The sequence below is a fragment of the Tabrizicola sp. genome, from assembly GCF_016793705.1.
GTDB lineage: Bacteria > Pseudomonadota > Alphaproteobacteria > Rhodobacterales > Rhodobacteraceae > Tabrizicola.
The window spans coordinates 65527-77967 of sequence record NZ_JAEULO010000025.1 but is presented as its reverse complement, the minus strand read 5'-3'; the positions used below and the strand labels follow the sequence as shown (position 1 = coordinate 77967).

Annotated in this window: 13 protein-coding genes and 1 tRNA gene; 4 read left to right on the top strand and 10 right to left on the bottom strand. The window is 67.1% G+C overall.

Features of this window, described 5'->3' with window-relative positions; genetic code table 11:
- The first annotated feature begins 51 nt into the window (after positions 1-51).
- Positions 52-1752, top strand: coding sequence for an adenine deaminase (gene ade, locus JNJ68_RS05565; protein ID WP_294979982.1), 1701 nt, complete (start codon positions 52-54; stop codon positions 1750-1752).
- A 257-nt stretch (positions 1753-2009) separates the two neighbouring features.
- On the opposite strand, the gene JNJ68_RS05560 is transcribed toward ade, so the two are convergent.
- Positions 2010-2714, bottom strand: coding sequence for an endonuclease/exonuclease/phosphatase family protein (locus tag JNJ68_RS05560; protein WP_294979980.1), 705 nt, complete (start codon positions 2712-2714; stop codon positions 2010-2012).
- Positions 2715-2755: 41 nt separating this feature from the next.
- Between JNJ68_RS05560 and JNJ68_RS05555 the strand changes: the two genes are divergently transcribed.
- Positions 2756-3400, top strand: a complete 645-nt coding sequence (locus tag JNJ68_RS05555) for a hypothetical protein (protein WP_294979978.1) — start codon at positions 2756-2758, stop codon at positions 3398-3400.
- Positions 3401-3432: 32 nt separating this feature from the next.
- Here JNJ68_RS05555 and JNJ68_RS05550 read toward each other — a convergent pair whose 3' ends face one another.
- Positions 3433-4263 carry an SDR family oxidoreductase gene (locus tag JNJ68_RS05550; protein ID WP_294979976.1) on the bottom strand — a complete coding sequence of 277 codons (831 nt, stop codon included), beginning with the start codon at positions 4261-4263 and terminating at the stop codon, positions 3433-3435.
- Between the two features lie 95 nt (positions 4264-4358).
- On the opposite strand from JNJ68_RS05550, the gene JNJ68_RS05545 reads away from it, so the two are divergent.
- Positions 4359-4751 (top strand): helix-turn-helix domain-containing protein, encoded by a 393-nt coding sequence (locus tag JNJ68_RS05545; RefSeq protein ID WP_294979974.1) that lies wholly within the window; start codon positions 4359-4361, stop codon positions 4749-4751.
- Between the two features lie 15 nt (positions 4752-4766).
- Here the strand turns inward: JNJ68_RS05545 and JNJ68_RS05540 are convergent, their stop codons facing one another.
- The 5 genes from JNJ68_RS05540 to murA form a co-directional block, all read right to left on the bottom strand.
- Complete coding sequence (locus JNJ68_RS05540; RefSeq protein WP_294980062.1) at positions 4767-5162, bottom strand: low molecular weight phosphatase family protein; 396 nt, start codon at positions 5160-5162, stop codon at positions 4767-4769.
- A gap of 62 nt (positions 5163-5224) precedes the next feature.
- On the bottom strand, positions 5225-5701 hold the full coding sequence (locus tag JNJ68_RS05535) for a UPF0262 family protein (RefSeq protein WP_294979972.1): 477 nt from the start codon (positions 5699-5701) through the stop codon (positions 5225-5227).
- A gap of 65 nt (positions 5702-5766) precedes the next feature.
- On the bottom strand, positions 5767-7068 hold the full coding sequence (hisD, locus tag JNJ68_RS05530; RefSeq protein ID WP_294979970.1) for a histidinol dehydrogenase: 1302 nt from the start codon (positions 7066-7068) through the stop codon (positions 5767-5769).
- Between the two features lie 139 nt (positions 7069-7207).
- Complete coding sequence (locus tag JNJ68_RS05525) at positions 7208-7681, bottom strand: DUF2948 family protein (RefSeq protein ID WP_294979969.1); 474 nt, start codon at positions 7679-7681, stop codon at positions 7208-7210.
- Positions 7678-8946, bottom strand: a complete 1269-nt coding sequence (gene murA / locus JNJ68_RS05520; protein WP_294979967.1) for a UDP-N-acetylglucosamine 1-carboxyvinyltransferase — start codon at positions 8944-8946, stop codon at positions 7678-7680. Before murA ends, JNJ68_RS05525 begins: the two co-directional genes overlap by 4 nt.
- Positions 8947-9239: 293 nt before the next feature.
- Between murA and JNJ68_RS05515 the strand changes: the two genes are divergently transcribed.
- Positions 9240-9314: transfer RNA gene (locus tag JNJ68_RS05515), tRNA-Thr, on the top strand.
- Positions 9315-9815: 501 nt separating this feature from the next.
- On the opposite strand, the gene JNJ68_RS05510 is transcribed toward JNJ68_RS05515, so the two are convergent.
- The 3 genes from JNJ68_RS05510 to JNJ68_RS05500 are packed head-to-tail and all read right to left on the bottom strand — an operon-like array spanning position 9816 to position 12439.
- Complete coding sequence (locus JNJ68_RS05510) at positions 9816-10586, bottom strand: ABC transporter ATP-binding protein (protein ID WP_294979965.1); 771 nt, start codon at positions 10584-10586, stop codon at positions 9816-9818.
- 10 nt (positions 10587-10596) lie between these two features.
- Positions 10597-11568, bottom strand: a complete 972-nt coding sequence (locus JNJ68_RS05505) for an ABC transporter substrate-binding protein (protein ID WP_294979963.1) — start codon at positions 11566-11568, stop codon at positions 10597-10599.
- A gap of 28 nt (positions 11569-11596) precedes the next feature.
- On the bottom strand, positions 11597-12439 hold the full coding sequence (locus tag JNJ68_RS05500) for an ABC transporter permease (RefSeq protein ID WP_294979961.1): 843 nt from the start codon (positions 12437-12439) through the stop codon (positions 11597-11599).
- Between the last annotated feature and the right edge of the window lie 2 nt (positions 12440-12441).

Here is a 12441-nt window from a genome sequence, read left to right as displayed (position 1 = left end):
CACTAGACGCCGCATGAGGTTTCAGGTTCCCTGATCGGAAAGGAGAATGCCATGCCGAAAGCGCCGCTTGGCGACAGAATCGATCAGGGCCGGGGTCTCAAGCCCGCCGATCTGGTTCTGAAGGGGGGCCGGGTCTTCGACCTGATCACCGGCGATCTGGTGGAAACGGATGTGGCGATCTGCGGCGATACCATCGTGGGCGTGTTCGGAAACTATGCGGGACGGCGCGAGATCGACGTCTCGGGCCGCGTGCTGGTGCCGGGGTTCATCGACACGCATCTGCATGTGGAAAGCTCGCTGGTGACGCCGCACGAGTTCGACCGCTGCGTCACGCCGCGCGGGGTGACGACGGCGATCTGCGACCCGCATGAGATTGCAAATGTCTGCGGGATGACCGGCATCCGGTATTTTCTCGAGTCCGCATCGCAACTGGTGATGGACCTGCGGGTGCAGCTGTCCTCCTGCGTGCCCTCGACCCATATGGAGACGACCGGCGCGCGGCTCTCCGCCGCCGACTTGGTGCCGTTCATGGACCACCCGAAGGTGATCGGGCTGGCCGAGTTCATGAACTATCCTGGCGTGCTGATGAAGGACGCGGGCTGTCTGGAGAAGCTGGAGGCGTTCCGGGGCCGCCATATCGACGGCCATGCCCCCCTGCTGCGCGGGAACGACCTCAACGGCTATATCTCGGCGGGCATCCGCACCGAACATGAGGCGACCAGCTACGACGAGGGGCTGGAGAAGCTGCGCAAGGGGATGCGGGTGCTGATCCGCGAGGGGTCGGTCTCGAAAGACCTGCACGCTCTGGCGGGGCTGCTGACGGAAAGGTTCGCGCCCTATCTTTGCCTCTGCACCGACGACCGCAACCCCTTGGACATCGGCGAGCACGGGCATCTGGACTACATGATCCGCACCGCCATCGAACTGGGCGCCCCGCCGCTGGCGGTCTACCGGGCGGCTTCGCTGTCGGCGGCGGAGGCCTTCGGACTGAAGGACCGCGGGTTGATCGCACCCGGCAAGCGGGCGGATATCGCGGTGATCGACTCGCTGGAGGGCTGCCATGCCTCGCTGGTGCTGGCGGGAGGCGTGGTGGCCGACGATTCGGCCTTCGCGGCGCGGGCCACGACCGAGCCGGTGGCACGGCGGTCGGTGAAGGCACCGCGGGTGGAGGCGGGGGATTTCCGCACCGGGGGCAACCGGGTGGAGACGCCGGTGATCGGCATCCTGCCGGGCAAGATCATCACCGAACACCTGACCTTCGACATCGCGCCGCAGGATGGCGACAAGAAGCCGGACCTGCCCCGCGACCTGGTGAAGATCGCGGTGATCGAGCGGCACGGTGTGAACGGCAACCGGGCGACGGGGTTCGTCAAGGGGTTCGGGTTGCAGCGCGGGGCCATCGGCTCGACCGTCTGTCATGACCACCACAATATCGCGGTCGTAGGGGCGGATTACGGGGACATGGCGCTGGCGGCGAACAGGCTGATGGAGATCGAGGGCGGGTTCGTGGTGGTCGAGGGCGGGCGGGTGCTGGCGGAGCTGCCGCTGCCGGTGGCGGGACTGATGAGCCTCGCGCCCTTCGAGGCGGTGCGGGAGGAGTTGGTCAGGCTCCGGGCTGCGGCGCGGTCGCTGGGGGTGGTGCTGGAGGAGCCCTTCCTGCAGCTCGCCTTCCTGGCGCTGCCGGTGATCCCTCATCTGAAGATCACCGACATGGGGATGGTCGATGTGGATCGGTTCGAGGTGATGCCTTGAGGCTGTCCACGCGCGTGCGGATTTCAGAATGATTTGAAATCAATGTCTTGGACGCGGGCGTCAGTGAACTGGCAAGACTCTGCAGGCGGGATTTCCTGTCGCAGCGTTTCGTGACTCGAGCGCTGGCGCGCAAGCCTTTTATCTCGCCTCTGCGCGTGAAGAACGCGCAACCGGCTCGGTACCGGGGGTTTTCCACCCCCAGACCCCCGGAGGATATTTGGGCAAATGTGAAAGGCAAAAGGGGCGGTCTTGCCGATCTACCTCCAGCGCAGTTCGGCCATCAGGGGTAGGTGGTCGGAGGGCTGCGGACCCTTCTGCCAGGCGCAGGCCAGGGGGACGAGGTCGAGGTCGGGGGAGTGGACGATCCGGTCGAGCGGCAGGAAGGGCCTGCGCGAGGGGAAGGTGGCGGCGGTGGGCAGGATCACGAAGGGGGTGGCGATGCGACCAAGGCCCACCCGGCGGGAATGTTCGTTGAAGTCGCCCAGGATCACTGTGGGCCGCGCCGGATGGCGTTGCAGCGCGGCGCGGATCGCATCCAGCTGGCGGCGGCGGGCGGCGCGGAGGAGGCCGAGGTGCACGGCCACCACCCGCAGGGGCGCTGGGGTGTCGAGATCGACGATCACCGCGCCGCGGGGTTCGTGCCCCGGCAAGTCGAGCCGTTCGAGACCCGCAAGACGGATGCCGGGTCCCGCCAGAAGCGCGTTGCCGTGCCAGCCGAGGCTGACGGCATTCGGCCCGATGGGCAGGGGCGCGAGCCCGGTCGCGGCCACGATCCGGTCGCGCGGCAGGGCGGAGGGGCGCTCGCCAAGGCGAAAGTCGGCCTCTTGCAGCGCGACGATGTCGGCCTGGAGCGCGGCGATGCCGGCGAGCACCCGATCGGCATCACGGCGAAGGTCGGTACCGAGGCCGGCCCGGATGTTCCAGGAGGCGACGCGCAAGGTGGGCTTGGAGTCGAGGTTCATTCCTCCAATATAGGCCACAGGGACCCGACCGGGAGAAGAGCTTGCCCGCGCCATCCGCCATCGTCCTGACTGCGATCCGTGCGCTTCTGGCCTTCGAGGCGGCGGTCGCCCTGCTGCGCGGGGTCTGGCCCGCGGTCTTCGTCACGCTGGCGGCGCTGGCACTGACGGTGCTGCCGGGGTTCCTGGCCGGTCGGGTGGGCCTGCGCCTGCCACAAAGCTTTCTGGCCGCCATCGCGCTTTTCGTGCTGGCGACGCTCTATCTGGGCGAGGTGCAGGATTTCTACAACCGCTTCTGGTGGTGGGATCTGGCGCTGCATTTCGGGTCCGCAATGGGGTTCGGGATCCTGGGGTTCCTGCTGGTCTTCATGCTGTTTCAGGGCGACCGCTATGCCGCCCCGCCCTGGGCGCTGGGGGTGCTGTCCTTCTGCCTGGCGATGACGGTGGGCGCGCTGTGGGAGGTGTTCGAACATGCGATGGATACGCTCTTCGGCTTCAACATGATGAAATCGGGACTGCCGGACACGATGGGCGACCTGATGGTCGATGCGGTGGGGGCGGCGCTCGCCGCGCTGGCGGGGGTGGTCTACCTTCTGGGCCGGGCGGGGCGGCTGGGGGCGCCTTTCGATCTGTTCATCGCGACCAACCGCAGCCGGTTCCGCAAGGTGTTTGCCCGCAAGCGGCGGTAGGCAGGGCGCCCGGAAGTGCCCTGCCCTTTTGGTCAGAGCGCGGCAGCGATGGTGTCCGCGATGGAGGTCGTCGGGCGGCCGATCAGGCGCGAGAGCGTGCGGCTGTCGTCGGCCAGCGCGCCGTGGCCCGCCTGGGCATCGCTGTCGGCGAGGACCTGGGCGAAACCTTCCGGCAGGCCGAAGCCCTGCAGCACCCTGGCATAGTCGGCCTGGCTCATCGGCACATAGGCGACCGGCTTGCCCGCAGCCTTGGCGACGGCGGCGGCGAAATCCGCGCCGGAATGGGCGGTATCGCCGGCAAGTTCATAGGTCTTGCCGGCATGCGCGGCATCGAGCGCCGTGACCGCGATGGCCTCGGCATAGTCCTTGCGGGCGGCGGAGTTCACACGGCCCTCGCCCGCCGCGCCGATGATCGCGCCGTGCTGGACGGCGGCGCCAAGCGCTCCGGTGTAGTTCTCGGTGTACCAGCCGTTCCGCAGGATCGTCGCGGGGATGCCACTGTCGCGGATCGCGGCCTCGGTGGCGATATGGTCCTGCGCCAGGAGCATCGGCGAGGCGTCGCCCTTCAGGATCGAGGTGTAGACCAGCCGCTTGACGCCTGCGGCCTTGGCGGCGGCGATGACCTTGCGGTGCTGGCCCGCACGGTCGTTGAAATCGTTCGAGGAGACGAGGACGAGCGTGTCGATTCCCTTCAGAGCGGCGGGATCGGCACTTGTGTAATCGAAGGCGCGGGTCTCGACGCCCAGATCGGCGGCCTTCGCCGGATCACGCGCGAGCGCGACGGGCCTGGCGCCACGGGCCTTCAGCGCGGCGATGGCGAGGCGGCCGAGATGGCCGGTGGCTCCGGTAACGGCGATGGTCATGGGTCTCTCCTGTGGTTGACAGGGGGAGACATACGCTATTACTTACGAAACGAAAGTACGAACGAATTTGTTAGTATTGGACAGGGGCGCACAGGATGACCGGCACGGATGCACAGGCTTTGCTCGACCACTGGCAGCTGGGCAATGTTCTGGCGGCCGATTGCCCTTCGCGGCCGGTGTTGCAGCACCTGACGAACCGCTGGGGCACGCTGGTGATGGTGGCGCTGGCGACGGGGCCGCACCGCTTTGCCGAACTCAGGCGCAAGGTCGGAGGCGTCAGCGAGCGGATGCTGTCGCAGACGCTGAAGGACCTGGAGGCGGACGGGTTCGTCCTGCGGACGGCGCATCGGGTGGTGCCGCCGCATGTCGATTACGAGCTGACGCCGCTGGGGCAGCAGGCGGCACGGCATGTGGTGGCGCTGGCAAGCTGGATCGAAGGGGCGCTGCCGGAGATCCTGGCGGGCAAGGCGGCGCTGGCGGCGGAGTGAGGGGGCCGGACGGACCTATTCCTCGCTCGGCGGCCCGAACCGTGCCAGCATCCGCTCCCTGATCTGGTCCCTTGCTTGCCGGTAGGCGGCCAGTTTCGCCTCGCGCGTCTCGCCCAATCCGGTGGGGTCGAGGATCGGCCAGTATTCGATGTCGAGATGGTGGAACCGGGTCAATTCCAGCGCCATCCGCTGGCTTGCGGGGCTCAATGCGATGATCAGGTCGAATTGCGAAAGATCGTCGCCCCAATCCTGCATCTCCTCGAAGGAACGGGAGCGGTGGCGCGACAATTCGATGCCCAGTTCCTGGCAGACCGCGACGGTAAAGCCGTCGATCTCCATGTCGTTCTTCACGCCCGCCGATTGCACATAGGCGCGCTGGCCGTAGAGCTGTTTCATCAGCCCCTCGGCCATCGGCGAGCGGACGGCGTTGTGGTCGCAGCAGAAGAGGACGCTCTGGGGGAAATCGCCCAAGGTCAGCCCCAGTGCAGGACGCAGATCAGGGTGAAGAGGCGGCGGGCGGTGTCGGTGTCGACCTCGGCCTTGCCCTCCAGCCTTTCGCGCAGGATCGCGGCGCCCTCGTTGTGGATACCGCGTCGCGCCATGTCGATGGCCTCGATCTGGGAGGGCGGCAGGCGTTTCACCGCGTCGAAATAGCTTTCGCAGATCTGGAAATAGTCCTTCACCACCTGGCGGAAGGGCCCGAGCGAGAGGTGGAATTCGGCGGCCTTGTCGCCGGTTTCCGTGGCGATGTCGAAGACCAGCCGCCCCTCGCGGATGGCGAGAAGCACGCGCCAGGGACCATCCGGCAGCTCGCGGTCGGGGCGGCGGGCGGGGGTGAAGGAATTCTCCTCCAGAAGGTCGAAGATCGCGACGCGGCGTTCCTGTTCGATCTCGGGCGTGGGGCGGGCAAGGCCCTTCTCGTCGATCTCGATCTGGCAGATGCGGTTCATGGGCGGCTTTCCGGCAAGGTCCGCCCGTGATGCCAAAGCGGGGGGCATCGTGCAAGGGCGAAGGGTCAGCCGTTCAGCCGGTCGAGCCTGGCCCGGACCGACAACCCATGCGCCTCAAGGCTCTCCGACTGCGCCAGCCGTTCGGCGGCGGGACCGATGGCTTTCAGCGCCTCGGGGGTCATCTTCGCGAGCGTCGTGCGCTTCAGGAAGTCGAGGACCGAGAGGCCGGAGGAGAAGCGGGCCGACCGTGCCGTGGGCAGCACATGGTTCGGGCCGCCAACGTAGTCGCCGATGGCCTCGGGCGTGTAGGCGCCAAGGAAGATCGCCCCGGCATGGGTGATCTGGCGGCTGAAAGCTTCGGGATCGGCGGTGCAGAGTTCGAGATGTTCCGGAGCGACGCGGTTGGAGAGGCGGGCGGCCTCGGCGAGGTCGCGGGTGACGATGACTGCGCCGTGCTGTTCCCAGCTGGCCCCCGCGATGGCGCGCCGTTCCAGGGTTTCAAGGCGCTTCGCCACCGCCTGCGCGACGGCCTGCCCAAAGGCCGGGCTGTCGGTGATCAGGATGGACTGCGCGCTTTCGTCGTGCTCGGCTTGCGAAAGCAGATCGAGCGCGATCCAGTCGGGGTCGTTGTCGGCATCGGCGATGACGAGGATTTCCGACGGCCCGGCGATCATGTCGATGCCGACCCGCCCGAAGACCCGGCGCTTGGCGGCGGCGACGAAGGCATTGCCGGGGCCGGTGATCTTGTCGACCGGAGCGATGGTTGCGGTGCCGTAGGCGAAGGCAGCGATCGCCTGCGCCCCGCCGATGCGGTAGACGGTGTCCACCCCGGCGATGCGGGCGGCGAGGAGGACGAGGGGGTTCACCTTTCCCTCCGGCGTCGGGCAGGCGATGACGAGGCGTTCGACGCCAGCCACCTTGGCGGGGATCGCGTTCATCAGGACCGAGGACGGGTAGGAGGCGAGGCCGCCGGGGACGTAGAGGCCCGCCGCCGAGACCGGCGTCCAGCGCCAGCCGAGCGTCGCGCCCGCGCTGTCGGTCCAGCTTTCGTCCTGGGGCTTCTGGCGCTCATGGTAGGCACGGATGCGGTCTGCGGCCAGTTCCAGCGCGGCGCGGTCCTCGGGCGAGACCCTGGCGATCTCCGCGTCGATCTCTCCTCGCGAGAAGGCGAGGGTTTCGGGGGTCAGCGTCAGGCGGTCGAAGCGGGCGGTCAGGTCGATCACAGCCTGATCCCCGCGCGCGCGGACATCGGCGATGATCTCTGCCACCGCCTGATCCACATCCTCGGCGTCCTCGCGCTTCTGGCCGAGGAGAGTCTGGAAGGCGGCGTCGAAGCCCGGATCGGCGGTGGTGAGGAAGACGGGCATCGGGGCCTCCGGGGCTTCGTGGTCGGGTCCAGATAGCGCGGGGGGGCTCCGGCCTCAAGCACCGAGGGGGCCGGGATGCGAAGCCGCAAAAGTTTTCGAAACCTTTTGCAAATTCCTTCGAAGGAATTTGCCCCGGCCCTCAGCCGTGCCCCGGGACCTTGCCGGAGGGCGCGCGGTAGGGTCGCGTCACGTCGTCAAGTCGGACATCCAGCGCCTCGACGTCAAGCGCCACGGCGCCGTCGCCCGCGAGGGTCAGCGTCAGGCGGCCGCCGCCCTCGGCATCGGCCGCGAAGTCCAGCGACAGGAGCGACAGCACCAGATCCTTGTCGGTGCGGTCGAAGCCGAAGCTCTGCACCTTCAGCACGTCTTCGACGACCAGCACCGAGCGCACCCTTTCATAGGCCCGCCCCACCCGCTCGGCTTCGACCCGGTCCTCCCAGCGGAAGCGATTGAGGAGCAGCACAAAGCGGCGGCGGCGAGCATCGAAGGCAAGCTCGGTCGCGGGCAGGACGGCATCCTGCACCAGAGTCGAGAGGACCTTCAGATCCTCGGCATCCTGCGCCACCAGCCGCAGGGGCGCTTCGCCGCCCTCTTCAAACCGGGCGTCGGTCATGCCTGGATGCGTTCGATATGCGCGCCGCAGGCCCGCAGCTTTTCTTCAACCCGCTCGTAGCCGCGGTCGAGGTGGTACACGCGGGAGACCACGGTCTCGCCTTCCGCCGCAAGGCCCGCGAGGATCAGCGAGACCGAGGCGCGCAGGTCGGTCGCCATCACCGGGGCGCCCTTCAGCTTCTCGACCCCGGTCACAGTGGCGGTGCCGCCGTGGACCTCGATCCGCGCGCCCATCCGGATCAGTTCGGGGGCATGCATGAAGCGGTTCTCGAAGATCTTCTCCTCCAGAACGCTGGTGCCTTCGGCGGTGCAAAGGAGCGCCATCATCTGCGCCTGAAGGTCGGTGGGGAAGCCGGGGAACGGCTCGGTGGTGACATCGACCGCCCTGACCCGCCCGTTCTTGCGCGCGACCTTCAGGCCGCGGTTGGTCTGGGTGACGGACACCCCGGCCGCGTCCAGCTTTTCGGCGAAGCTTTCCACCAGGTCCAGCGTGCCGCCGATGCATTCCACCTCGCCGCCGCAGATCGCGGGAACCAGCATGTAGGTGCCAAGCTCGATCCGGTCGGTGACGACCTGATGCGTGGCACCACCCAGTCGGTCGGTGCCCTCGATGGTGATGGTCGAGGTCCCCTCGCCGTCGATCTTTGCGCCCATCTTCTTCAGGCAGCGGGCAAGGTCGACGATCTCGGGCTCGCGCGCGGCGTTCTTCAGGACCGTGGTGCCCTTGGCCAGCGTCGCCGCCATCAGCGCGTTCTCGGTGGCCCCGACCGAGACGAAGGGAAACTCCACCACCGCGCCCTTGAGCCGCCCGCCGGGAGCCTTGGCATGGACATAGCCGTCGCGCAGGTCGAGGTCGGCCCCCATCGCCTCCAGCGCCTTGAGGTGCAGGTCGACGGGCCGCGCGCCGATGGCGCAGCCGCCGGGCAGCGAGACCTCGGCATGGCCATAACGGGCGAGCATGGGCCCGAGGACCAGGATCGAGGCCCGCATCTTGCGGACGATGTCGTAGTCGGCCTTGAAGTTGGTGATCGAGTGCGAGGACAGCGCCAGCACCAGCCCGTCCTGCAGGCTGGCGACCTCGGCCCCGAGCGACTGGAGGAGCTGCGTCATGGTGCGGATGTCGGAAAGCCGCGGCGCGTTGGTCAGCGTCAGCGGCTCGTCGCTGAGCAGCGTGGCGGGCATCAGCGTCAGGCAGGCGTTCTTCGCCCCCGCGATCGGGATCGCCCCCGACAGGGCCCCGTTGCCACGCACCAGAATCGAATCCATCTGCCCTAGTCCCTTTCGCCAATATCCGTGCCCGGGCCGTCTTCGGCGTTGCGGGCCTTTGCCTGTGCCTTCCGGCGCGCCATGTTCGCCTTGAGCGCCGCCTTGAGCCGGTCTTCGCGGCTGGCGGGGCGCTCTGGCTTCCGGGACGTTTCGCTGCGGGGCGGGTCCGAGGGGCTGCGCATGGGGAAGGCTTCTACCCTATGGGCGCAGATGGGTCCAGAGAGGGTCGGGAATCCCGCCCAAACCCCCTTGCGCCCCGTTTCGATTGCGTCTAATCACCCGCCACCAACGGCGCTGCAGTAGCTCAGTGGTAGAGCACTCCCTTGGTAAGGGAGAGGTCGAGAGTTCAATCCTCTCTTGCAGCACCATTTTTCTTCTTCAAGATCAGAAACTTGGCTGTTCTCAAGGGCTTGATTGGCTTCGGTGTTACACCGGAGTGCTACAACATGGCCTTGCAGATGGCGCGACCCGACAAGCATCCCCGCACCGGCGTCTGAACCGCGCCTGCAGGCAAAAGGTCGAGCACCGGGGCAGTAGCTCGACGGAAAGCAGGGCACGCACAGCCCCGCGCTTCGCCCCTCGCGCCAGCGCGGCGACACCAGGTCGGTGGCCCCAGGCTTTCAGGTCATCCCCGGTGAAGGGAGAATTCGCTTCGGTCATCATCTCCATTCGCTCAACTCATGCTCCCCGGCGACATGGGTCGGCGACAGGTCGTGCTCTATGCGGCTGAGCTACGCACCCTCCGACTGAGGGTGCGGCGGGTCTCGAACCCGCGACCACGAGGGTACAACCTGTAGTGCCGTCGGCAGTCGCCGGAGATGGGTCGGTCCGGCTTTGGGGGCCGGGAATTCTGGCTGGAGCGGAGGGGGTCAGTGCAGCCCGAACTCCGCCATCAGGCGGCGGCGCATTTCGACAAAGCGGGTTTCGCTTCGATCCCTCGGACGCGGCAGGCCCACCTCGATCAGGCGCGGCATCGCTCCCTTCTCCTTCGGCAGGACCAAGACCCGGTCCGCCAGGAAGATCGCCTCTTCAAGGTCATGCGTGACCAGCACCATCGTCACCTTTTCCTCGCGCCAGATGCGGGCGAGTTCTTCCTGCATGGTCAGCTTGGTCATGGCATCAAGCGCGCCGAGAGGCTCGTCCAGAAGCAGGATCTCCGGCTGCACCGTCAGGGCGCGGGCGATGCCGACGCGTTGGGACATGCCGCCCGAAAGCTGGCGGGGAAAGGCGGTCTCGAATTCGGCAAGGCCCACGAGCCGGATGTAATGTCGGGCACGGGCCTCGGCCTCGGCAGGGGAATGGCCGCGGACCTGCAGGCCGAAGCTGACGTTGCCGAGAACGGTCAGCCAGGGCAGAAGCCGCGGCTCCTGGAAGATGATGGCCCGTTCGGTTCCGACACCCTCGACCCGCTGGCCGTCGATCAGCACCTCGCCCTGGTCGGGGTTTTCAAGACCCGCAAGCACCCGCAGCAACGTGGTCTTGCCGCAACCCGACGGGCCGACGATGGCCAACGCCTCGCCGCCCTTTATGGCGAGGTCCAGGTTGCGCAAGACATTCAGGCGCTGGCCGTTCAGCGCGAAGCTCTTGGAGAGGTCGCGGATTGCGACCTCTCCCCGGCGGGTTTTCTGCACCACGCTCATCACTTCCGCCTCAGTTCGTGACCGGGGCATCGCCCGTGACGAAAAGGATGTCTTTGGCGACAAGCTTGCCCGCGGGCACGGCGCCCTGCCGCTCCAGCACGTCGATCCAGAACTGGATGTCGCGTTCCACCGGCAGGCCGCCCTCGCGCACGCCGTAGCCGGCGAAATACTGCGCCACTTCCGCATTCTCGCCCCTTTCGGCTAGGACGCGGGCGAAGATGGCCTTCGTTTCCTCCGGATGCTCGCGGGCGTAGTCCAAGGCCTTGGCCGAGCTTTCGACGAAAGCTCTGGCTTCTTCGGGATGTTCCAGCGTCCAGTCGCGGCGCAGGACGACGAAACCGCCGGCGATCTCGCCCAGCACGTCTGTATCATCGAAGACCGCGCGCAGGCCGCCGTTCTGAAGCGCGGCGCCGGTGAAGGTGGTCTGCCAGTAGCCGAAGGCCGAGATGTCGACCTGACCCGAGCGCAGCACCTGTTCCAGTTGCGGCCCCGGCACGACGATCAGGTTGGCGGCGTCTTCGGGCAGGCCTTTCTGATGCAGCGCCTCGCGGACGGTGTAGTCGAGATGCGCGCCAAGCGTATTGACTGCGATGGTCTTGCCGACAATGTCCTCGATGGATTTGATCGGGCTGTCCTCCAGCACATAGAAGATCGACTGCGCCTCGTCGTTGATCCCGTTCGAGGGATAGGCGGCCACGAAATCATTGCCGGCGGCGATGGAGTTCAGCACCGCAGCCGTCGCGGCCGAGCCCAGCTCGACGCTGCCGCCGGCGAGCGCCACCAGCGAGGCAGGCCCCCCCTGCGCATAGCCCACGTTTTCCAGCGTGATGCCGGTGCCGTCGAAATAGCCAAGCTCGGCAGCAAGTTCATGGGCCGACAGGCCGCCCTGGCTGGCGAGGTAGCGGATGGTTACATCTGCCGAGACCGGAGAGACAGAAAGGCCAAGCGCGGTGGACAGCGCGAAGGTGCGGAAGAGTTTCATGGTCATGTCCTTTGGGTTGGGATGAGGGTCAGGTCAGGTCGGCCCAACGGCACAGGCGGCGCTGAAGCGTGACGAGTATGGCGTTGGCGGCCAGGCCAAGCGCCGCCAGAAGAAGGATCGCGGCGAACATCTGCGGGATCTGGAAATTGTACTGGGCGTTCATCACCTGGAACCCCAGCCCCTTGTTCGCCCCGATCATTTCGGCCGCGATGAGGAGGAGAAGCGCGGTGGTCGCCGACAGCCGCAACCCGACGAAAATGGCGGGCACGGCGGCGGGCAGCACGACGCGGGCGAAGATTCTGGCGCGGCTGGCACCGAAGGTTGCCGCCATCTCGATCAGCTTGCGGTCGACTTCCTTCACCCCGCCGATGGTGGCCAGAAGGATCGGGAACAGCGTCGCCCAGAAAATGACGAAGACCTTCGATGCCTCACCCAGCCCCAGCAGCAGGATGAACACCGGGTAAAGCGCCAGCGCGGATGTCTGGCGGAAGAATTGCAGGATCGGATCCAGCGCCTGCTCTACACTGCGGATCTGGCCCATGAACAGACCAAGCGGGATGCCGAGGCCCACGGCGGCGGCGAAGGCGAGGCCCGACCGTTGCAGACTGATCGCGATGTCATCCAGCAACGCGCCACCCGACAGACCCTGCCAGAGTGCCGCAAGGATTGCATCCAGTGGCGGGAAGACCGTGGGGTTGATCCAGCCCTGGGTCGAGCCGATCTGCCATAGGCCGAGGAAACCGGCCAGAAGCCCATAGCGACGCAGTATTGTCCGACTGCTTGCAACCACCCCCCGGCGCAGGGTCGCTGCACCGGGGAGGGCTTCGACAGGCCGCACCCGAGAGGAGGTGTCAAGGCTCTGGAAGGTCATGT